At 70.0% G+C, this 21,048-nt stretch carries 20 protein-coding genes; 16 read left to right on the top strand and 4 right to left on the bottom strand.

Annotated features, from left to right (window positions below; genetic code table 11):
* The first annotated feature begins 103 nt into the window (after nucleotides 1–103).
* Both ACIBVQ_RS20845 and ACIBVQ_RS20840 read left to right on the top strand, forming a co-directional pair.
* Nucleotides 104–2,089, top strand: coding sequence for a prolyl oligopeptidase family serine peptidase (locus ACIBVQ_RS20845; RefSeq protein ID WP_362775458.1), 1,986 nt, complete (start codon nucleotides 104–106; stop codon nucleotides 2,087–2,089).
* On the top strand, nucleotides 2,086–2,904 hold the full coding sequence (locus ACIBVQ_RS20840; protein WP_399179226.1) for an inositol monophosphatase family protein: 819 nt from the start codon (nucleotides 2,086–2,088) through the stop codon (nucleotides 2,902–2,904). Before ACIBVQ_RS20845 ends, ACIBVQ_RS20840 begins: the two co-directional genes overlap by 4 nt.
* 65 nt (nucleotides 2,905–2,969) lie before the next feature.
* Here ACIBVQ_RS20840 and ACIBVQ_RS20835 read toward each other — a convergent pair whose 3' ends face one another.
* Nucleotides 2,970–3,137 carry a hypothetical protein gene (locus ACIBVQ_RS20835; RefSeq protein ID WP_184715807.1) on the bottom strand — a complete coding sequence of 56 codons (168 nt, stop codon included), beginning with the start codon at nucleotides 3,135–3,137 and terminating at the stop codon, nucleotides 2,970–2,972.
* 219 nt (nucleotides 3,138–3,356) lie between these two features.
* Here ACIBVQ_RS20835 and ACIBVQ_RS20830 point away from each other — a divergent pair, with 219 nt between their 5' ends.
* The 5 genes from ACIBVQ_RS20830 to ACIBVQ_RS20810 all read left to right on the top strand — a co-directional run bounded on the left by ACIBVQ_RS20830 (nucleotide 3,357) and on the right by ACIBVQ_RS20810 (nucleotide 8,421).
* On the top strand, nucleotides 3,357–4,010 hold the full coding sequence (locus ACIBVQ_RS20830; protein WP_184715809.1) for a response regulator transcription factor: 654 nt from the start codon (nucleotides 3,357–3,359) through the stop codon (nucleotides 4,008–4,010).
* Nucleotides 4,011–4,090: 80 nt separating this feature from the next.
* Nucleotides 4,091–5,389, top strand: a complete 1,299-nt coding sequence (locus ACIBVQ_RS20825; protein ID WP_386190631.1) for a sensor histidine kinase — start codon at nucleotides 4,091–4,093, stop codon at nucleotides 5,387–5,389.
* A 293-nt stretch (nucleotides 5,390–5,682) separates the two neighbouring features.
* A complete protein-coding gene (locus ACIBVQ_RS20820; protein ID WP_184715811.1) occupies nucleotides 5,683–5,982 on the top strand; it encodes a DUF4193 domain-containing protein in 300 nt (99 codons plus the stop codon).
* A gap of 79 nt (nucleotides 5,983–6,061) precedes the next feature.
* Nucleotides 6,062–6,994, top strand: a complete 933-nt coding sequence (locus ACIBVQ_RS20815; protein ID WP_399179224.1) for a hypothetical protein — start codon at nucleotides 6,062–6,064, stop codon at nucleotides 6,992–6,994.
* A gap of 53 nt (nucleotides 6,995–7,047) precedes the next feature.
* A complete protein-coding gene (locus ACIBVQ_RS20810; protein ID WP_352016174.1) occupies nucleotides 7,048–8,421 on the top strand; it encodes a trehalose-6-phosphate synthase in 1,374 nt (457 codons plus the stop codon).
* Nucleotides 8,422–8,484: 63 nt separating this feature from the next.
* Here ACIBVQ_RS20810 and ACIBVQ_RS20805 read toward each other — a convergent pair whose 3' ends face one another.
* On the bottom strand, nucleotides 8,485–8,781 hold the full coding sequence (locus tag ACIBVQ_RS20805; protein WP_352016173.1) for a DUF4235 domain-containing protein: 297 nt from the start codon (nucleotides 8,779–8,781) through the stop codon (nucleotides 8,485–8,487).
* Between the two features lie 129 nt (nucleotides 8,782–8,910).
* Here ACIBVQ_RS20805 and valS point away from each other — a divergent pair, with 129 nt between their 5' ends.
* The 6 genes from valS (at nucleotide 8,911) to ACIBVQ_RS20775 (ending at nucleotide 15,496) form a co-directional block, all read left to right on the top strand.
* On the top strand, nucleotides 8,911–11,412 hold the full coding sequence (gene valS, locus ACIBVQ_RS20800) for a valine--tRNA ligase (RefSeq protein WP_399179221.1): 2,502 nt from the start codon (nucleotides 8,911–8,913) through the stop codon (nucleotides 11,410–11,412).
* A 274-nt stretch (nucleotides 11,413–11,686) separates the two neighbouring features.
* The gene (locus tag ACIBVQ_RS20795; RefSeq protein WP_352016171.1) at nucleotides 11,687–12,889 is read left to right on the top strand and encodes an AI-2E family transporter; all 1,203 of its coding nucleotides are present in this window, start codon (nucleotides 11,687–11,689) and stop codon (nucleotides 12,887–12,889) included.
* A gap of 277 nt (nucleotides 12,890–13,166) precedes the next feature.
* Nucleotides 13,167–13,610: a dUTP diphosphatase gene (dut, locus tag ACIBVQ_RS20790; RefSeq protein WP_352016169.1), complete on the top strand. Its 444-nt coding sequence runs from the start codon at nucleotides 13,167–13,169 to the stop codon at nucleotides 13,608–13,610.
* A gap of 48 nt (nucleotides 13,611–13,658) precedes the next feature.
* Nucleotides 13,659–14,360, top strand: a complete 702-nt coding sequence (locus tag ACIBVQ_RS20785; RefSeq protein ID WP_399179218.1) for a DUF3710 domain-containing protein — start codon at nucleotides 13,659–13,661, stop codon at nucleotides 14,358–14,360.
* Nucleotides 14,361–14,408: 48 nt separating this feature from the next.
* Nucleotides 14,409–14,801 (top strand): OB-fold nucleic acid binding domain-containing protein, encoded by a 393-nt coding sequence (locus tag ACIBVQ_RS20780; protein WP_352016167.1) that lies wholly within the window; start codon nucleotides 14,409–14,411, stop codon nucleotides 14,799–14,801.
* Nucleotides 14,802–14,833: 32 nt separating this feature from the next.
* Nucleotides 14,834–15,496: a DUF3159 domain-containing protein gene (locus ACIBVQ_RS20775; RefSeq protein WP_352016209.1), complete on the top strand. Its 663-nt coding sequence runs from the start codon at nucleotides 14,834–14,836 to the stop codon at nucleotides 15,494–15,496.
* Between the two features lie 66 nt (nucleotides 15,497–15,562).
* On the opposite strand, the gene ACIBVQ_RS20770 is transcribed toward ACIBVQ_RS20775, so the two are convergent.
* Complete coding sequence (locus ACIBVQ_RS20770; protein ID WP_352016166.1) at nucleotides 15,563–16,231, bottom strand: TrkA family potassium uptake protein; 669 nt, start codon at nucleotides 16,229–16,231, stop codon at nucleotides 15,563–15,565.
* A complete protein-coding gene (locus tag ACIBVQ_RS20765) occupies nucleotides 16,231–16,896 on the bottom strand; it encodes a TrkA family potassium uptake protein (RefSeq protein WP_352016165.1) in 666 nt (221 codons plus the stop codon). Before ACIBVQ_RS20765 ends, ACIBVQ_RS20770 begins: the two co-directional genes overlap by 1 nt.
* A 115-nt stretch (nucleotides 16,897–17,011) precedes the next feature.
* On the opposite strand from ACIBVQ_RS20765, the gene ACIBVQ_RS20760 reads away from it, so the two are divergent.
* The 3 genes from ACIBVQ_RS20760 to ACIBVQ_RS20750 all read left to right on the top strand — a co-directional run bounded on the left by ACIBVQ_RS20760 (nucleotide 17,012) and on the right by ACIBVQ_RS20750 (nucleotide 20,897).
* Nucleotides 17,012–19,054, top strand: coding sequence for an APC family permease (locus ACIBVQ_RS20760; RefSeq protein WP_399179216.1), 2,043 nt, complete (start codon nucleotides 17,012–17,014; stop codon nucleotides 19,052–19,054).
* A 62-nt stretch (nucleotides 19,055–19,116) separates the two neighbouring features.
* Nucleotides 19,117–20,364, top strand: a complete 1,248-nt coding sequence (locus ACIBVQ_RS20755) for a class I SAM-dependent RNA methyltransferase (RefSeq protein ID WP_399179214.1) — start codon at nucleotides 19,117–19,119, stop codon at nucleotides 20,362–20,364.
* 257 nt (nucleotides 20,365–20,621) lie between these two features.
* Nucleotides 20,622–20,897 carry a carbohydrate-binding protein gene (locus tag ACIBVQ_RS20750; RefSeq protein ID WP_362911622.1) on the top strand — a complete coding sequence of 92 codons (276 nt, stop codon included), beginning with the start codon at nucleotides 20,622–20,624 and terminating at the stop codon, nucleotides 20,895–20,897.
* The last annotated feature ends 151 nt before the right edge of the window (nucleotides 20,898–21,048 follow it).

Here is a 21,048-nt window from a genome sequence, read left to right as displayed (position 1 = left end):
TCCCGCATCGCCGCGCATCATCGCGCCGGGGGGAGCCGAGTGGTATGGAAAGTGGCCTCCCGGCGGGAGTGATCGAAGAAGAGGCGCAGGGTAGGTTCCAAGCGTGACCCCATTTAGCGACATCCGCGATTATGTCGGTGTACCCCGGGTGACTTCCCTGCGGCTTTCCCCCGACGGGACTCGCCTGGTGAGCGTGGTCCAGGCACTCAACCCCGATGGAAAGTCCTACGGCACGTCCCTGTGGGAGATCCCTCTCGACGGGCGTGAGCCGTACCGGTTGACCCGGTCGGTGAAAGGCGAGACAGGAGCGGAGTTCACGGCCGGCGGCGATCTGCTCTTCTGCTCCCGCCGCCCCGACCCGACGGTCAAGGAGACCGAGGAGGGGGTCCCCGCGCTCTGGCTGCTGCCGCGCGCGGGAGGAGAGGCGAGGCAGGTCGCCTCGCGGCCCGGCGGTGTGGCGGGGTTCGCCACCGCGGGCGGGAACGTGGTCTTCGGCTCCGACGTGCTGCCCGGAGACGAGGCGACCGAGGCGGAGCGGCGCAAGGCGCGCAAGGACAACGGGGTGAGCGCGATCCTGCACGAGGACCTGCTGGTGCGCCACTGGGACCACGACCTCGGGCCGGGTGAGGTCAGGCTGTTCGCCGGGGCGCTCGGGCAGGAGCGGCTGACCGGGACCATGGACCTCACCCCGCAGCCGGGCAAGAGCCTGGCCCTCGCCTCGTGGGACCTCACCCCGGACGGCGCGACCGTCGTGACGAGCTGGACGGTCCCCCTGCCCGGCGGGGAACTCGGCTCCCATCTGGTGGCGATCGACGTGGCGGACGGCACCCGCAGGGTCCTGGCCGAGCAGGACGGTCACGACCTCGGGGAACCCGTCGTCTCGCCGGACGGGCGCCTGGTCGCGTGCGTGCGCGAGGTACGGGGCTCGACGGACGTGCCCGCGGAGAGCGTCCTGTGGATCGTGGACATGGCCACCGGGGAGGGGCACGTCGCGGGCCGCTTCGAGAGCCACCTCCTGTGGCCGGTCGACTTCGTGTGGGCGCCCGACTCCCGGACGCTGTACCTGGCCGCCGACCATCAGGGGCGCCGCCCGATCTTCCGCGTCCCCGCCGACGGCTCCGAGGCGGTACGGCTCACCGCCGACGACGGCGCCTACCTGTCGCTCCAGGCCGCGCCCGACGGCTCGGTCTACGCGCTGCGCGGCGCCGTGGACAGCCCGGCCGTCCCGGTCCACGTCACCGTGGACGGCACGGTCGGGACGCTGCCCTCCCCGGCCCCCCGTCTCGAACTTCCCGGGACCCTGACCGAGGTCAGCGCGACCACCGACGACGGCGAGACCGTCAGGGCCTGGCTGGTGCTGCCCGAGGGCGCCTCGGCGCAGAGCCCGGCGCCCCTCCTGCTGTGGATACACGGCGGCCCGCTGTCGAGCTGGAACGACTGGTCGTGGCGGTGGAACCCGTGGATCATGGCGCAGAACGGCTACGCGGTGCTGCTGCCCGACCCGTGCCTGTCCACCGGTTACGGCCTTGAGGCGATCCGGCGGGGCTGGGCCGACTGGGGGCCGCGCACGTACGCCGACCTGATGGCGATCACCGACGCCGCGCTCGAACTGCCCGAACTCGACGCCTCGCGGACCGCCGCGATGGGCGGTTCGTTCGGCGGTTACATGGCCAACTGGATCGCCGGGCACACCGACCGGTTCAAGGCGATCGTCACCCACGCCTCGCTGTGGAACCTGGAGCAGTTCATCGGCACGACCGACGCCGCCGTCTACTTCCAGCGCGAGTTCGGGCCCCCGGGCGGGCAGCCGTACCGGGACCTGTCGCCGCACCTGTCGCTGGAGCGGATCTCCACGCCCATGCTGGTCGTCCACGGCGACAAGGACTACCGGGTGCCGATCGGTGAGGCCCTGCGCCTGTGGTGGGACCTGCGGCGCTCGGAGGTCGAGTCGAAGTTCCTGTACTTCCCCGACGAGAACCACTGGGTGCTCAAACCGGGCAACGCCGTGGTCTGGTACGAGACCGTGCTCGCCTTCCTCGCCCAGCACGTCCTCGGCAGGGAGTGGAAGCGACCGGAGTCGCTGTCGTGACGCGCGGCGGGCCGCCGGCCGGGGAGGACGCGCGGCTTCTCGCCCGGCTGGCCGAGGAGATCTCCAGGGAGGCGGGGGAGATGCTCCTGGCCAAGCGGCCCGCCAGGCCCGAGGTCCTGGCGACCAAGTCCAGCCCGACGGACGTGGTGACCGCGCTCGACCAGGCCGCCGAGGAGTTGATCCGCGACCGGATCAGGCGGACCAGGCCGGGCGACGCGATCCTCGGTGAGGAGGGCGGCTCGACCGGCGAGGGCCGGGTCCGCTGGATCGTCGACCCGATCGACGGAACCGTCAACTTCATGTACGGCCTGCCCGAGTGGGCGGTGAGCGTCGGCGTCGAGGTGGACGGTGAGGTCGTCGCCGGGGTGGTCAACGTCGTGCCCAGGGGCGAGGTGTTCACCGCGGTCAAAGGCGAGGGAGCCTGGCTGGCCGGGGAACGGCTGCGCTGCACCACGGGCGTGTCACTCGACCGGGCCCTGATCGCCACCGGGTTCGGCTACGGGGCCGGACGGCGCGCGGTCCAGGCGCGGGTGCTCGCCCACGTGCTGCCGCGGGTGCGCGACATCCGCAGGGGCGGCTCGGCCGCCTCGGACCTGTGCTCGGTCGCCGCCGGGCGGGTCGACGGCTACTACGAGCGCGGCCCGCAGTACTGGGACCACGCGGCGGGCGGCCTCATCGCCGCGGAGGCGGGGGCCAGGATCGGCGGTCTGGGGAGCAGACGACCCAACCCGGACCTGACGATCTGCGCGGCGCCCGGTCTCTTCGAGGAACTGCACGATCTGCTGGCACCGCTGGACCCGGAACGCGACGATTGACGGGCCCGGGACCCGTCCGGAGCACGAACAGGCCCCCCGGGCAGGGCGTCGGGGGGCCTGTTCGCTCAGCGCTGGACGGGGACGACGCCGTTGTCCGTTGCCAGACGGCGGAGATCCTCGATCTCGGCGGTGAAGGTGTCGGCGAGGTAGTGGTCGCCCGCGGACCTGGCTTCCTGCAGGTTTTTGTAAGCCTGGTCGAGGCGGTGTTCGATCGTGGTGGTGAACTCGCCCATCTCACCTTCTTTCTCACGGGGGCTGAAGGATTGGGCTGGCGGGGGACTGGGTTTTGAGCTCTACCCACGCCGATGGGATGGCTAAACCTATATGTGTCTTACATCACGGATTGTTCGTATGGTGAGACCGGCCTTACCCCCGTCTTACGCGGGGTATGGCGACAATGAAAAGTCGCTGCCGCGGGTTTCGCGGATCTTTCACGGGAGGTAGCAGAGGTCGTGCGCGTGCTTGTGGTTGAGGACGAGCGGGTGCTCGCCGACGCGATCGCCACCGGGCTCCGGCGCGAGGCTATGGCCGTCGACGTCGCCTACGACGGCGCCGGCGCGCTCGAACGGACCGGCTACGTCGACTACGACGTGATCGTCCTGGACCGGGACCTGCCCAAGGTCCACGGCGACGAGGTCTGCCGCCGCCTGGTCGCCGACAGGACCGCGTCGCGGATCCTGATGCTCACCGCCTCAGGCGACGTCGACGACAGGGTGGAGGGGCTGGGGCTCGGCGCCGACGACTACCTCGCCAAGCCGTTCGCCTTCGTCGAGCTCGTCGCGCGGGTGCGGGCGCTCGGCCGCCGCTCCGCCCCGGCGCTGCCTCCCGTTTTGGAGCGCTCCGGGGTCCGTCTCGACCCGGGCAAGCGGCTGGTCACCAGGGACGGCGAGGAGATCGCCCTCACCAAGAAGGAGTTCGCGGTCCTTGAGGAGCTGATGCGCGCCGAGGGCGCGGTCGTCAGCCAGGAGGACCTGCTCGACAAGGCGTGGGACGAGAACATCGACCCCTTCACCAACGTGGTGCGCGTCACGATGATGACCCTGAGGAAGAAACTGGGTGAGCCTCAGGTGATCGAGACGGTGCCCGGGGTGGGATACAAGCTGTGAGCACGGGCGAGGGCGCGGGGAAGGGCCGCTTCGCGGACGGCCCCGCCGAGGAGGCGGGGCCGGGGGTGCCGACCCACCCCATGATCAGTCCGCACTCCGAGCGGAGCGCGAGGAACGGCGGGCGCCAGGCCACCGTGACGCCGGTCCGCGTCCAGGCGCCCCCGCCGACCGGGCCGCCCGCCTGGGACGGGCCGCCCCCGCCCGGTGACACCTCGCTCTCGCCGACCCCGCTGGAACGGCTGCACACGACGGTCAGCAGGATCAGCATCCGCTGGCGCCTGACCATCACCTACGGCGTGCTGTTCTTCATCGCCGGGGTTCTGCTGCTGTTCGTCATCTACATGATGGTCGGCTGGGCGATCGAGTCGGCGTGGCCGAGGGCGGTCACCGACGACATGCCCCAGGACCTCGCGGTCCAGGTCCAGCAGTGGTGGAACTCCAACCTGCACCTGGCGGTCACCGGGGCGCGCAAGGCCCTGCTGACCAGGTCGGTTCCCGCGCTGGCCGGGGTCGGCATCCTGGCGATCATCATCGGCTATCTCGTCGCCGACCGGGCGCTCAGGCCGATCCAGCAGATGACCACGACCGCGCGCAGGCTCTCCGACAGCACCCTCGCCCACGAGCGGATCGACCTCGAAGGCCCCGACGACGAGCTCAAGGAGCTGGCCGACACCTTCGACGCGATGCTGACCAGGCTCAACGTGGCCTTCGACACCCAGCGGAGGTTCGTGGCCAACGCCTCGCACGAGCTGCGCACCCCCCTGACCATCAACCGGACCGTCCTGGAGATCGCGCTGGGCGACCCGCAGGCCTCGGAGGACCTCAAGGCGCTCGGCCGTACGCTGCTTGAGGTCAACGCGCGCAACGAGCGGCTCATCGAGGGGCTGCTGCTGCTGGCGCGCAGCGAGCGGGAGCTGAGCGTGCGCAAGCCGGTGGACGTGAAGGACGTCGCGGAGACCGCGGTCGAGCAGCTCGTCCCGCGCGCCAAGGAGGCCGGGGTCGTCGTGACCACCGAGCTGCAGAGCGCCGAGACGGTCGGCGATCCGGTGCTCCTGGAACGCTGCGTCTCCAACCTGGTCGAGAACGCCATCAAGCACAATCTCCCCGAAGAGGGACGCGTGTGGGTGCGCACGGGAATTGTTGAGGGGGCCCTCGTCGTTCAGGTGGCCAACACGGGACCGCACGTGCCCGCCTACGAGGTGAACAGCCTGTTCGAGCCGTTCCGGAGGCTCAACGCCGAACGGATCGACTCCTCAAAGGGGGCCGGGCTCGGGCTGTCCATCGTTCGCGCGGTCGTGCGTGCTCACGGGGGCAACGTGGCCGCCGTTCCCAGGGACGGAGGAGGCCTCGTGGTGACGGTGAGACTTCAGTCGCGCTGATCCGGCGGGGGGCGTCTCGTTCACGCCGTACATGTGGTTGGATGTGCCGTCGAACACGGTGGTGCATGCCGCCAATGTTGTGGTTTACGCCATATTTGGCTAACCACGCCCATTGGTGGGAGGTCCCTCACGTGTGGGGAGGTTCATCGGCCATTCCGACGGGGTACCGAAGCAGGAATCTATCTGGCGGATCGGGCACAAGTTGGGCCTCTCAAGCGTTACACACGCGCGAACGAGCGCAAACGGATCACAAGCGCGGACAGATAGATAGATGAGGGGGATGGAGCAGACCGATGGCTACCGACTACGACAGCCCACGCAAGACTGACGACGACCTCGGCGAGGACAGTCTTCAGGAACTGCAGGCCCGCCGTACCGACAAGTCCTCGGGCAGTATCGACATCGACGAGACGGACCTCGCCGAGTCGCTTGAACTGCCGGGCGCGGACTTGTCCAACGAGGAGCTCTCGCTCAGGGTGATTCCTCGCCAGGCCGACGAGTTCACCTGCGCGCGGTGCTTCCTCGTGCACCACCGCAGTCAGCTCGCCACCGAGAGGAACGGCCAGCAGATCTGCAAGGAGTGCGCGGCCTGACGATATTCCGACGGCCGTCCGAGGTCGTCCTCCCGACGACGGGAAGGACGCCGGGACAGCCCTGAGGAGGTTCCGCGACATGACGTCAGAGAACAAACAGACCGGTGCGAAGCCGGGCGACTCCATCGCCGGGGAGTCGGCCGGCGCACCCGCGAACGAGGACCGCGCGGCGAACGGGCGAACCGAGCCCGCGGGCACGCGGGAGCACCGGCCGGGCCCGGCCGAGGGCGCCGGGGGCGCCGGGGGCACGGTCGAGAGAACGGCCGACGGGGCGAACGACCAGGAGATGGCCGAGCTCGTCGGAAAACTCATCGAGCCGGAAGGGCTCGCGGGCACCGAGCGGCGACGGCTGCTCGGCCGCCTGACCACACTCCTGGCCAGAGGGTCGAGGAGGGCCAAGGCGACGGGGGTCGGCCGGGGCCGCTGGCTGGCCGAGGTGTTCACCGCCGTCGCCCCTCGCATTCCCATCCGGGATCTGGCCACCCTCTCCGAGCACCACCACGGCCTGACCTCCGAGGCCCTCGCCGACGATCTCGTGCGGACGGCCGCCAAGGCGACCATGACGGTCGGCGCCATCGGTGGCGCGCTGGCCGCGGCCGAGTTCGTCACCCCGCCCCTGCTGCTGTCCGCCCCCGCCCAGCTCGTCGCCGAGACCCTGGTGGTCGCCGCGATCGAGGTCAAGCTGCTCGCCGAGCTCCACGAGGTTTACGGGGTACGGGTGCCGGGAACAGGGGCCCAGCGTGCGATGGTCTTCGTGGCCGCCTGGTCCAGGCAGCGCGGCGTCGACCCGCTGTCGCCCGCCACGGTCGGCATCGCGCTCGGCGCGGCGGCCAAGACGGCGCTGCGCAACAGGCTGCTGCGCACCCTCGGCCGCCATCTGACCACCCTCGGCCCCTTCCTCACGGGCGCCGTCGCAGGTGGGGCCCTCAACCGCGCCGCCACAAGAAGGCTCGCGGAGGCGGTCAGGGGTGATCTAAGAATTAGTGGGGCGCTTCCACCCGGTAAGTCATAGAAACGCCTGAATTGGGTAGTTGTTAGGAGTAGTCCGACTACCTGGAGGATTTTGTGCAGGGCCGCAGCTCGTTTCTGATCGTCGCAAACCGCCTCCCCGTCGACCGTGTGGGTGACGACATGTGGCGGCGCAGCCCCGGCGGCCTGGTCACCGCGATCGCTCCCGTCCTTCAGCGACGTGAGGGCGCGTGGATCGGCTGGCACGGCGCCCCCGGTGAGTATCTCGACCCCTTCGAACACGACGGCATGCACCTCATCCCCGTGCCGCTGTCGGAGTCGGAGGTCGAGCTCTACTACGAGGGCTTCTCTAACACCACCCTGTGGCCCCTCTACCACGACGTGGTGGCACCCCCGGTCTACTCCCGCGTCATGTGGGAGGCCTACCGGACGGTCAACGAGCGTTTCGCCAGGGCCGCCGCGGAGGAGGCGGCCGAGAACGCGGTCGTGTGGATCCAGGACTACCAGCTGCAGCTGGTCCCGGCCCTGCTCCGCAGACTCCGTCCAGACCTGCGCATCGGGTTCTTCCTGCACATCCCGTTCCCACCGGTCGAGTTGTTCTCCCAGCTGCCCTGGCGAAGGGAGATCGTCGAGGGGCTCCTCGGCGCCGACATGGTCGGCTTCCAGCGCCCCGGCGGCGCGTCGAACTTCATCCGGCTGTGCCGCCGGCTGCTCGGCCTCCAGCACCACAAGAACGAGATCTACGTCGAGGACCGGGTGGTGCGGGCCGCGGCCTTCCCCATCTCGGTCGACTTCGGGGAGCTCGACTCGCTGGTGCGCGAACCGCACATCACCGAGCGGGCCAAGGAGATCCGCGCCGAGCTCGGCGACCCCGAGTGCCTGCTGCTCGGCGTCGACCGGCTCGACTACACCAAGGGCATCGGCCAGCGCCTGAAGGCCTTCGGCGAACTCCTGTCCGAGGGTTCGATCAAACCGGGGGAGGCGGCCTTCGTGCAGATCGCGACCCCCAGCCGGGAGCGGGTCGAGGAGTACATGCGCCTGCGCGACTCGATCGAGCTCCAGGTCGGCCGGATCAACGGAGAGCAGGGCGAACTCGGCCAGCAGCCGGTGCAGTACATGCACCAGTCCTACGGCCGGGAGGAACTGGCCGCGCTCTACCTGGCGGCCGACGTGATGGTGGTCACCCCGCTGCGCGACGGCATGAACCTCGTCGCCAAGGAGTACATCGCCTGCCGCAACGACCTGCGCGGGGCCCTGGTGCTCAGCGAGTTCGCCGGGGCGGCCGACGAACTGCGGCAGGCGTTCATGGTCAACCCCTACGACGTGGACGGCCTCAAACGGACGATGCTCGCCGCGATGCGGGCCACGCCGCACGACCTGTCACGCCGGATGCGCTCACTACGCAGGAGGGTCGCGACCTACGACGTGGATCGCTGGGCCAAGGAGTTCCTCGCCTCGCTCGAATCCTGACCCGGAACGCACGGCGCCGCGCCCCGTCCCCGCCTGACCGGCGGGCGGCGGGGCACGGCCGGGTCAGAGCGAGATCTCCTTGGCCGCCCCCCGCAGGGACTTCCACGCGTCGTAGCGCTTCCTGGCGGTGCGGGCGACCACGATCTGCGCCACCTGCATGCCGACCCCCATCACCACGGCGTAACCGATCGCCTCACCCATGCTGATGTCCAGCGACTCGTTGTCCGCGGGCGGCTTCTTGCCGGTGGTCTTCTCCCAGGCGAACCCGATGACCTTCCGCGCGGCCCAGGCGGTCGCCAGCCCCGCGAGGCCGCCGATGACCCGCCACGCCAGATCCTGCTTCTCGGACTTGTCGGCCATGTGGCCCCCTCCCCGCTGTTTTCGCTTCGCACGAGAACACTAGTCTCCTCCGTCACGAGGGCACACGACGCCATACCAGACGCCATACCATAGGGAGGCATGACACCACAGCGACCGCGCCATGCGCCCATGCCCGAGAAGCCTTCTCTCGACGGGCTGGAAGCCGTATGGTCGGCCCGCTGGGAGGCCGAGGGCACCTATCGCTTCGACAGGACGCGCACCCGGCCGGAGATCTACTCCATCGACACCCCGCCGCCGACCGTCTCCGGGTCCCTGCACGTCGGACACGTCTTCTCCTACACCCACACCGACACGATCGCCCGCTTCCAGCGCATGCGCGGGCGGGAGGTCTTCTATCCCATGGGGTGGGACGACAACGGCCTGCCGACCGAGCGCAGGGTGCAGAACCACTTCGGTGTGCGCTGCGACCCGTCCGTCCCCTACGACCCCGCCTTCCAGCCCCCGGCCAAGCCGGACGCCAAACGCCAGATCCCCGTCTCACGCGGCAACTTCATCGAGCTGTGCGAACGGCTCACCATCGAGGACGAGAAGGTCTTCGAGGAGCTCTGGCGCAGGCTCGGCCTTTCGGTCGACTGGTCGCTGACCTACGCGACCGTCGACGGCCTGGCGCGCGCCGCCTCCCAGCGCGCCTTCCTGCGCAACCTCGCCCGCGGCGAGGCCTACCTGTCCCAGGCCCCCACCCTGTGGGATGTGACCTTCCGTACGGCCGTCGCCCAGGCCGAGCTTGAGGACAGGCCGTGGCCCGGGGCCTTCCACCGTGTCGCCTTCACCCCGGCCGGAGGGGCGGGGGAGCGGGTCTGGGTCGAGACGACCCGGCCCGAGCTGCTGCCCGCCTGCGTCGCGCTGGTCGCCCACCCCGACGACGAGCGCTACCGTCCGCTGTTCGGGACCACGGTCACCACGCCGCTGTTCGGTGTCGAGGTGCCGGTGCTCGCCCACCGCCTTGCCGAACCGGACAAGGGTTCGGGCATCGCCATGATCTGCACCTTCGGCGACGTCACCGACGTCGTCTGGTGGCGCGAGCTGGACCTGCCGACCCGGGCCGTCGTCGGCAGGGACGGCAGGATGCTGCCCGAGGCGCCTCCCGGCGTGCCCGCCGAGCCGTACGGCGAGCTGGCGGGCAGGACCGTGCACGGCGCCCGCGAGCGGATCGTCGAGCTGCTGCGCGCCCGGGGCGACATGGAGGGCGAGCCCAGGCCGGTCAACCGCCCGGTGAAGTTCTACGAGAAGGGTGACCGGCCGCTGGAGATCGTCACCACCCGGCAGTGGTACATCCGCAACGGCGGGCGGGACCAGACCCTCAGGAAGGCGCTGCTGGCCCGTGGTGAGGAGCTGTCCTGGCATCCGCCGCACATGAAGGTCCGCTACGACAACTGGGTCGAGGGCCTGTCCGGTGACTGGCTGATCTCCAGGCAGCGCTTCTTCGGCGTGCCGATCCCGCTGTGGTACCCGCTGGACGAGACGGGGGAGCCCGACCTCTCCTCGCCGATCGTGCCGCCGGAGTCGGCGCTGCCGATGGACCCCGCCTCCGACGCGCCGCCCGGATACACCGAGGAGCAGCGTGGCAGGCCGGGCGGCTTCGCCGGCGACCCGGACGTCATGGACACCTGGGCGACCTCCTCACTCACCCCGCAGATCGCGGGCGGCTGGGAGCGCGACGAGGACCTGTTCGCGCGGGTCTTCCCGATGGACCTGCGCCCGCAGGCCCACGAGATCATCCGCACCTGGCTGTTCTCGACCGTGGTCAGGGCGCACCTGGAGGAGGGCACCCTGCCCTGGCGCGACATCGCGATCTCCGGATGGATCCTCGACCCCGACCGCAAGAAGATGTCCAAGTCGGCGGGAAACGTGATCACCCCGCTCGGGCTGCTCGAACAGCACGGCTCCGACGCGGTCCGCTACTGGGCGGCCTGCGGGCGGCCCGGTACGGACACCACCTTCGACACGGGCCAGATCAAGATCGGCCGCAGGCTGGCGATCAAGATCCTGAACGCCTCCAGGTTCGTGCTGGGGCTCGGGGAGGACGGCGGCGAGGTCACCGAGCCGATCGACCTGTCGATGCTGGCCAGACTCGCCGAGGTGGTCGAGGAGACGACGAGGGCCTTCGAGGCCTACGACTACGCCCGCGCGCTCGAAAGGACCGAACGGTTCTTCTGGGAGTTCTGCGACGACTACCTGGAACTGGTCAAGCTCAGGGCCTACGGGGACGACCCGGCGGCCGGGTCGGCGCACGCCGCGCTGCGCCGGGCGCTGGACGTCATGCTCAGGCTGTTCGCCCCGTTCCTGCCCTTCGTCACCGAGGAGGTCTGGTCCTGGTGGCGTGAGGGCTCGGTGCACCGCGCCGCCTGGCCCCAGGCGCACGGCCTGGCCGAGAGGGAGGGGGACAGGGGGCTGCTCCCCGCGGTGGCCGGGGTCCTCCACCACGTCCGCAAGGCCAAGTCGGACGCCAAACTGTCGATGCGCGCCGAGGTCACCCGGCTGACCGTCACCGGAGGTCCCGCAGGCCTGGTGCGCCAGGCGCAGGACGACCTGTGCGGCGCGGGCGTCGTCGAGGAGTTCGTGCTCACCGAGGGCGACGGCGACCTGCTTGTCGAGGTCACCCTCGTCTGAGTCCCCGGCCGCACGCGAATCTTCCCTTGCCGTCCCGTGCTCCTGCCGTACGGTCGAGACACGAGCAGGTGAGGAGGAGGACATGATCCCGGGTTGCGGCAACTGTGACTGTTACCTCGACGACAGGGTGATCACCCGGCCGCCGGGAGAGCGTTGATCCACCCGCCGTGGGGCCCGCCGGGCCCCACGGCCTTCTTACGGTCCGGTGCCGCGGCTTTGCGTGTTGGGCCGATAACCATGCGCGTCACAGGCCGTGGCATGACAGTCTGGAAGGGTGATCTCCGATCGGGAACGCCTGACGAACCTCGTGCCGCGCACCTTGCTGCGAGTGGCGGTCTGGTGCCTCTGCCTGATCGTCATCGGCTGGGCGGTCTTCTACTTCGCGCAGTTCATCGCGACACTGCACATCGTGGTCCTGCCGGTGGCCATCGCGCTGCTGCTGACCGCGCTGCTGTTCCCGGTGACCCGCAGACTCAGGGCGGTCGGCGTCCGCCCCATATACGCCACCTGGATCACGATGCTGGTGGCCTTCGGGGTGCTGGGCGGCACGGGCTGGTTCATCGGCCTGCGGGCCAACGACGAGTTCCCCGGCCTGGTCGACCAGGTGCGCGCCACCTCGAAGACCGTCGAGCAGTGGCTCTACACCGGCCCCCTGCACCTGCAGCCCAACCAGCTGACCTCCTGGATCGACGAGATCACCACCCAGATCACCGCGCAACGCAACCAGATCACCCAGACCGTGCTCACCGGCGCGACGGTCGCCTTCGAGGTGCTCGCCTCCATCGTGCTGCTGATGTTCGTCACCTTCTTCCTGCTGAAGGACGGCGACCGCATCTGGAGCTGGTTCCTGAAGGGCTTCGGCTCGGCGGCGCCCCGGGTGGACAAGGCGGGCCGTACGGCCTGGGTGACCCTGTCGCACTACGTGCAGGGCACCGTGGCGGTTGCCGCCGTGCACGGCGTGGTCATGGGCATCGTGCTCGCCGGGATGGGCGTGCCGCTCTGGGCTCCGCTCGCGGTGATGATCTTCCTGGCCAGCTTCATCCCGATCGTCGGCATCTTCTTCGCCGGAGGCGTCGCGACCCTGGTCACCCTGGGGGCGAAGGGCCCGATCTACGCTCTGATCTTCCTCGGCATCCTGATCGTCGAGCAGCAGCTGGAGAACCACGTCCTGCAGCCGCTGATCGTCGGCAGGGCGCTGAGCTTCCACCCGTTGGCGATCATCCTGGTGCTGGCCGTCGGCGGCATCCTGGCGGGCATCGCCGGGGCGGCGGTCGCGGTCCCGGTCGCCGCCGTCATCTACCGGGCGATCCCCGAACTCATGGCCGACCCGCCGATCGCCCTGCCCGCCGCGCCGGAGCACCCGCCACCGGCGGACGAGCCGGGGGAGGAGCGGGGAGACGAGCCGACGGGCGCCGAGACGGTGACTCCGGGGCCGGACTCCGCCGTGAATGAGGAGTCCGCCCAGCACAACGGGTAACGTTCTCCTCCGTGACCCGTTCCACCTCGTGCTCCGCTTTCGCACACGGCGGCCCGTCGCCGTCCACGTGTGACAGGTGTGCCTCCGGCGCGGGCCGGAAGGCGTACCGTGAGGCTGAGGGACGTCGCGGCGGTCCGTACGGCCCGGCCGCCACACGCGTCGTCGCGTTCCGCATCGGCGAGCGCGCCGGCCGGAGCGCCGGCGTGGACGGGGAGCGCTCCGCCCGCGCCGACGGCCGGGCGGTCACCGACGAGCACCACGATGACGAGGGGAACCCGTGACCGGCAAAGTCGAGGTGTTGATCCACCGGCTCGACACCGACCTGCCCATGCCGTCGTACGCCCATCCCGGTGACGCGGGAGCCGATCTGCGCGCCGTCGAGGACGTCGAGCTGCTTCCGGGTGAGCGGGTCACGGTCGGCACCGGTGTGGCGATCGCCCTGCCCGACGGATACGCCGCGTTCGTCCATCCGCGTTCGGGCCTGGCCGCCCGGCACGGGGTGACACTCGTGAACGCGCCCGGCACCGTGGACGCGGGCTACCGGGGCGAGATCAGGGTGACGCTGATCAACACCGACACCAAGGAGGCCGTACGGCTGCGCAGGGGAGACCGCATCGCGCAGCTCGTCGTCCAGCGGGTGGAGAAGGCGGTGTTCTACGAGGTGGACCGGCTGCCCGGCTCGGCGCGGGGCGCCGGCGGGTTCGGGTCCACCGGACGCTGATGCGGGGCGGGGCCCGGGTGGCGAGCCTCCAGTGAACTCTCAAGGAGCGTGAGGAAAGTGTTCAAACGGCGCCGTCGCGAGGAGCCCCCGGCCACCGCGGAGAAGGCCGCGCAGAGCGAGAAGGCCGTCGAGGAGCCTCGCAGCCGCCCCTCGGGGCCGTGGGACTCGGGTGAGCCGTATCCGGAGCGGGAACGCGTCGATCTCGGCGGGCTGCGCCTGCCCATCGACTCCGGCTTCGAGGTGCAGCTGAACCTGTCCGGCGACCGCATCGTCGGCGCGGTCGTCATGGTCGAGGACAGCGCCCTGCAGGTGCACGCGTTCGCCGCGCCCAGGCGCAGCGGGATCTGGGACGAGGTCCGTACCGACCTCGCCGAGGGGGTGCGCGCCGCGGGCGGCACGGTCGAGGAGCGCGAGGGCCCGTTCGGGGTCGAACTGTTCGCGCGCATCCCCGCCGAGGGGGCGCAGGAGCCCCAGCCGGTGCGCTACATCGGCGTGGACGGTCCGCGCTGGTTCCTGCGCGCGGTGGTCAGCGGCCGCGCGGTCGTGGACGAGGAGGTCGCCGCGGTCCTGGAAGGGGTGGTCGGCGACATCGTCGTGGTCCGCGGCGACGAGCCGATGGCCCCGAAGGAGTCGATCGAGCTTCGGCTTCCTCCCGAGGCCAGGCAGGCCGCGGAACAACAGGCCGCCGAGCAGGAGGTGCCCGACCTCAACCCCTTCGAACGCGGTCCTGAGATCGCCGAGATCCGCTGACGTGAGGGATCGCGTACGCTGATTCAACACGTATGCGAAGGAGAGGCCGTGGGTTCTCAGGAACCGCATAAACAGGGCGGATTTCGAGGCTTCCTCCGTCGGCTGACGACGAGCCAGGCGGAACTGGAGGCCGACGAGCTCCAGCAGGACCTCGATCGTCACGGCGCGACGCCGATCGTCTCCTGTGGCGGGCGACGCAGATTCTGCGTAACCGGTACGCTACGTACGGTCACGTTGCGCCCCCGTGGCGGCGCGCCCGCCCTTGAGGCGGAGCTCTACGACGGTTCCGACGTGATCGACCTGGTCTGGCTCGGACGTAGGAAGATCGCGGGGATCGAGCCGGGCAGGATGGTGCTAGCCGAGGGGCTGGTCAGCCTTCAGGACGGGCGCAAGGTGATGTTCAACCCCAAGTACGAGCTGCGCCCGGCGGGCGGTGCGTGAGTGAAGACGACCACGGAGCGGTGAGCGAGAAGATGAGCACCACCGAGGAGAACGCGGCGTACGTGACCGTCGAGGCGGCGATGCGCGGGCAGCTCGCCAAGGCCTTCGGCGGCGTACGGGGGACCATCGAGGCCGCCGTGCCCACGATCGTCTTCACGCTGATGTGGATCACCACATCCGACCTGAGGACGTCGTTGATCGTCAGCGTCTCCACCTCGGTCGTCCTGCTGCTGGCGCGCGTGCTGCAGCGCTCGACGCCGCAGTTCGTGCTCAACAGCCTGTTCGGCATCGCCATCGGCGCGTTCTTCGCCTCCCGGACGGGTGAGGCGAAGGACGTGTTCCTGCCCGGCATCCTCTACAACGCGGGCTACGCGGTGGCGATGCTGTTGTCGATCGTCGTCCGCTGGCCGGTGGTCGGCTTCCTGATCGGGTCGGTCACCGGTGATCCGACCGCCTGGCGCGCCGACCCGGCCGTGGTGCGCCTGTGCTCCAGGCTCACCTGGCTGCTGATGATCCCCTGTGTGGTGCGGGTGGCCGTGCAGTTGCCCGTCTACCTCATCGGCGGGAACGACGCGGTCGCCGAACTCGGCATCCTGAAGATCGTGATGGGCTGGCCGTTGCAGGTCGCGGCCCTGGGCGCGATGGTCTGGCTGCTGGCCAGAGGCAGGACCCCGGCCACGCCCGCCTCCCCGTGACGAGCCTGTGACGAAGAACGGTCCCGTACGGCCAGGCCGTACGGGACCGTTTCGCGTGTGAGGGGGTCAGGCGGAGCGGTGCGGGGACAGCAACCTGCCCAGTTCCTCCTCGACCTCCTGGCTGGCCACGAACATCAGCTCGTCGCCCGCCTCAAGGGGGTCGTCGGCGCTGGGCACCAGCACCCGGCCCTCGCGCAGGATCGCCACCAGCGCGGTGTCTGCGGGCCAGGGCACCGAGCCCGCCCGGTGGCCGACGACCGGGGCGTCCTCGGGCAGGGTGAGCTCGACCAGGTTGGCCTGCCCCTGGCGGAAGGTCATCAGGCGGACCAGGTCGCCGACGCTCACCGCCTCCTCGACCAGCGCGCTCAGCAGCCTCGGGGTCGAGACGGCCACGTCGACGCCCCACGACTCGTTGAACAGCCACTCGTTCTTGGGGTGGTTGATCCTGGCCACCACGCGCGGCACGCCGTACTCGGTCTTGGCGAGAAGGGAGACGACGAGGTTGACCTTGTCGTCACCGCTGGCGGCCACGACCACGTGACAGTCGGCCAGGCCCGCCTCGTCCAGGGAGGAGATCTCGCAGGCGTCGGCGAGCAGCCACTCCGCCCTCGGCACGGTGTCGATCTTGATGGCCTTGGGGTCGATGTCGATGAGCAGGACCTCGTGGCCGTTCTCCAGGAGCTCGGCGGCGATGGACCGTCCGACGGCTCCGGCGCCCGCGATGGTGACGCGCATCAGTGGCTCCCCTCGGGAGGGCCGGAGAGCACCTTGTTGATGCGCTCCATGTCGTTCTCGGCCGCCATGACGTGCAGGATGTCGCCTTCCTGCACCACGGAGTCGTTCTTGGGCAGCAGGGTCTCGCCCATCCGGTTGATGAACGCGACACGGGTGCCCGCGGCCTCCTCCAGGTCCTTGCTCCTGGTGCCGATCCAGGCGGGGTGGTAGGCCACCTCGGCCAGCACGACGGAGCCGGTGGGGTCGCGCCAGAGGGGTTCGGTCCCCTCGGGCAGGACACGCCGCAGGATCTGGTCGGCGGTCCAGCGCACCGTGGCGACGGTGGGGATGCCGAGACGCTGGTAGACCTCGGCGCGCCGGGGGTCGTAGATCCGGGCGACCACGTTGTCCACGCCGAAGGTCTCGCGGGCGACCCTGGCGGAGATGATGTTGGAGTTGTCGCCGCTGCTGACCGCGACGTAGGCGCTGGCGGTTCCGATGCCCGCCTCCTCCAGCACGTCCCGGTCGAAGCCGATGCCGGTCACCCGGCGTCCCCGGAAGCCGGCTCGCAGCCTGCGGAAGGCCTGTGGGTCACGGTCGATGATCGCGACCGAGTGGCCGCTGTCCTCAAGGATGTGCGCCAGGGTCGATCCGACCCGGCCACATCCCATGATCACGATATGCATGCTCCCCCGCCGCTCACATTGAGGCGGATCTTGTTCGTATGTACCTAGTCAGTATGGCCCGCTTCGGGAGTGCCGCGTCAGCGGGGCGTATGGATGGGGACTAGCATCGGCAGACGTGTCAAAGGTGACGGACCTCGTCAAGCGCCTGTTCATCGGGCGCGCGCTGCGCAGCACGCAGTTACACGAGCAATTGCTCCCCAAGCGCATCGCGCTGCCGGTTTTCGCGAGTGACGCGCTCTCCTCGGTCGCCTACGCGCCGCAGGAGATTCTCGTAATCCTCTCCATCGCCGGACTATCGTTCTATCACTTCGCTCCCTGGGTGGCCATCGCGGTCGTCCTGGTGATGCTCACGGTGGTGGCGTCCTACCGGCAGAACGTGCACGCCTACCCCAGCGGAGGCGGGGACTACGAGGTCGCCACGGTCAACCTGGGGCCCAACGCCGGTCTGACCGTCGCCAGCGCCCTCATGGTCGACTACGTGCTGACGGTCGCGGTCTCCGTGGCCAACGGGGTCGACTACGTCGGCGCGACGATCCCCTATGTCGCCGAGCACAAGCCGATGGTCGCCATCACCATCGTCGTGCTGCTCACGCTGGTCAACCTGCGCGGCATCCGCGAGTCCGGTGTGGCGTTCGCGATCCCCACCTACGCCTTCATGGTCTCGGTCATCGGCCTGGTCCTGTGGGGAGGGTTCCGGCTGCTGGTCATGGGCGAAGAACTGCGCGCGCCGACCGCCGGGTACCAGATCGTCGCCGAACAGACCGACCTGACCTCGCTGGCCGCGGCGTTCCTGATCCTGCGGGCCTTCTCCTCCGGTTGTGCGGCGCTGACCGGTGTCGAGGCGATCAGCAACGGCGTGCCCGCCTTCCGCAAGCCGAAGAGCAAGAACGCCGCGACGACCCTGCTGATGATGGGCCTGATCGCGGTCACGATGTTCGTCGGCATCATCGCGCTCGGCCTGGCCTCCGGCGTCAAGCTCGCCGACCCGGCCACCGCCGCCCGCGACGTGCTCATCAACGGCAAGCCCGCGGGCCCGGACTACTACCAGCAGCCGATCATCGCCCAGGTCGCGGACGCGGTCTTCGGCAACGGCTCGCTGTTCTTCATCGTGATCTCCGCGGTGACGGCCCTCATCCTGTTCCTGGCGGCCAACACGGCCTTCAACGGCTTCCCGGTGCTCGGCTCCATCCTGGCCCAGGACCGCTACCTGCCCCGTCAGCTGCACACCAGGGGCGACCGGCTGGCCTTCTCCAACGGCATCGTCATCCTGGCCGCGGGCGCCTGCCTGCTGCTGTGGGGGTTCCAGGCGGACGTCAGCCGCCTGCTCAACCTCTACATCGTCGGCGTCTTCGTCTCCTTCACGCTGAGCCAGATCGGCATGGTCAGGCACTGGACCAGGCACCTGAAGACCGAGACCGCGCCGAAGACCAGGGCGCAGATGAAGCGCTCGCGGGTCATCAACTTCTTCGGCGCCGTCATGACCGGTGTGGTGCTGGTGGTCGTGCTGCTGACCAAGTTCACCCACGGCGCCTGGATCGTCTGCGTCGCCATGCCGACGCTGTTCCTGATCATGAAGGGCATCCACCGCCACTACGAGAACGTGGCCGCCGAACTCGCGGTCGACGAGGATCTCCAGGTGGACGAGTCGATGCTGCCCGCCCGCAACCACGCCATCGTCCTGGTCTCCAAGATCCACAAGCCCACGTTGCGCGCGCTCAGCTACGCCAGGGCGACCCGGCCCTCGACGCTTGAGGCCGTCACCGTCGGCGTCGAAGGCGAGGACGCGCGGGCCCTGCAGGAGGAGTGGGAGCGCAGGGGCATCCCGGTCCCGCTGAAGATGCTGGACTCGCCCTACCGGGAGATCACCCGGCCGATCCTGGAGTACGTCAAGTCGCTGCGGCGCCGTTCGCCCCGCGACGTGGTGACCGTGTACATCCCGGAGTACGTCGTGGGTCGCTGGTGGGAGCACCTGCTGCACAACCAGAGCGCGCTGCGGCTCAAGGGGCGCCTGCTCTTCCAGCCGGGTGTGATGGTCACCAGCGTCCCCTGGCAGCTGCACTCCTCCGACCGGCTCAAGGGCCGTCCCGAGCCCGCCGCCCCCGGCGCGGTGCGGCGCCCCCGGCACGAGATGGCTCGGGACCAGGGCGCGAAGGCATAACCTTTCGTATGCACTCGTGATCACGAGGAGGCCGGACCGACGAAAGACCTGGGGGCGTGACGATGGCGATCGAACTGACGGTGGGACCCGTCGCGCACGGTGGCTGGTGCGTCGCGCGCCATGACGGCAGGGTGGTCTTCGTACGGCACGCGCTCCCCGGTGAGCGCGTCCTGGCCGAGATCACCGAGGAGACCACCCGGTTCCTGCGGGCCGACGCGGTCGAGATCCTCGACCCCTCCCCGGACCGGGTGACCCCGCCGTGCCCGTTCGCGGGCCCCGGCCGTTGCGGGGGCTGCGACTGGCAGCACGCCTCCCTCGACGCCCAGCGCCTGCTGAAGACCGCCGTGGTCGCCGAACAGCTGGGCAGGCTCGCCGGGATCGAGTGGAAGGGCGTCGTCGAGGAGGTGCCCGGCGCCCCCGACGGGCTCGGCTGGCGCACCCGGGTTCAGTTCGCCGTCGACCGCGACGGCGTCCTCGGCCTGCGGCGCCACCGCTCCCACGACATCGAGCCGATCGACGCCTGCCTGATCGCCCACCCGGAGGTGGAGAACGTCGGGGCGGAGGTCATGAACTGGCGCAACGCCTCCTCGGTCGAGGTCATCGCCTCGAACACCGGCGACCAGGCCGTCGTGATCGCTCCCAGGCCGCGCCGTACGGTCGCGGTGCCCGACATCGACGCGAGCGTGGCCGTCTTCGTGGACGAGGGCGGAGGCAGAAGCCGTGTCGTCCACGGCCGCAACCATCTCGTCGAGCGGGTCGGCGAACGCGACTTCCAGGTCACGGGCAGCGGCTTCTGGCAGGTCCACCCCGGCGCCGCGGAGACCCTGCTCGGCGCGGTCATGGAGTTCGCCGCCCCACGTCCCGGGGAGTGGGCCCTCGACCTGTACTGCGGTGTCGGCCTGTTCGCCGCGGGCCTGGCCGAGGCGGTCGGCCCGGAGGGCGCGGTCTTCGGCGTCGAGTCGGAGTCGGTGGCCGTACGGGACGCCGAGCGCAACCTGCGCGACCTGCCCCAGGCCCGCTTCGCCAGGGGCCGGGTGGAGAACGCCCTCGACCGCTTCGGCATCGAGCGCGCCGACCTGGTCGTCGTGGATCCGCCCCGCGCCGGTCTCGGCCGCGAGGTCGTCGAGCAGCTCGCCGCCCTCGGGGCCACGAGGATCGTCTACGTCTCCTGCGACCCGGCGACGATGGCCCGTGACCTGGCCTGGTTCGGCGACCGTTCCTACCGCCTCGCCGACCTGCGAGCCTTCGACGCGTTCCCGATGACCCACCACGTGGAGTGCGTCGCCCTGCTGACCGGTGACCCGACCTAGCCTCCGGCGGGGAACCGCCCCCGCCTTCAGGGCGGGGGCGCCGTCATGTCCTTGAACCGGGAAGCGCCGCACGCGGGCGTGGCCGGCTCTCTCCCCGTGGAGGCCCTGCCGGCATTCCACGACGTGGACGCGCGGCTGTCCGGAAGGGCGTGGGCGGGGCGACCATTCGCCCGAAATATGGAGAAGTGCGAGCTTCTCGCCCGGGGAGGCCGGTAGTCACATTGAGGTGTCCCGATGGATCTCACGAGGAGACCGTGGTGAACCTCCGAAGACCCCATGCCGTCGTGCTCGCGGCGGCACTGGCCGCAGGCGTCCTGGCCGTCGTCCCGCCCGCCGCCGCCGACGTTCCCGGCGGGCCGACTGTCGCCCAAGCCGACAACTCTTTCACCAGCATCGTGTGGAGGACCTATTTCCCGTACGAGGTGGGAGAAATAGTCGCCTATCACGGCGCCACCTACCGTTGCCTGCAGGCGCACACCTCGCTGCCCGAATGGGAGCCGGACACGACGCCCCCTCTGTGGCAGCAGATGTAGAAACCGGTCGTGAGGAAGGCTCGGGGGCTGAGCGCCAGTAGGCCCATGGGGCCTACCTGGAATCGAACCAGGAAGAAGGAAGCCCTCGAATGGCCTCACGACCGGACCGCGAGGAGAGCGGGGAGACTACCGGGAAATGGTGAGAAGGAAG

This window comes from Streptosporangium sp. NPDC049376 (genome assembly GCF_044466505.1).
Classification (GTDB): domain Bacteria; phylum Actinomycetota; class Actinomycetes; order Streptosporangiales; family Streptosporangiaceae; genus Streptosporangium.
The sequence above is the reverse complement of the archived record's forward strand: the minus strand, read 5'-3'. Positions and strand labels throughout refer to the sequence as shown.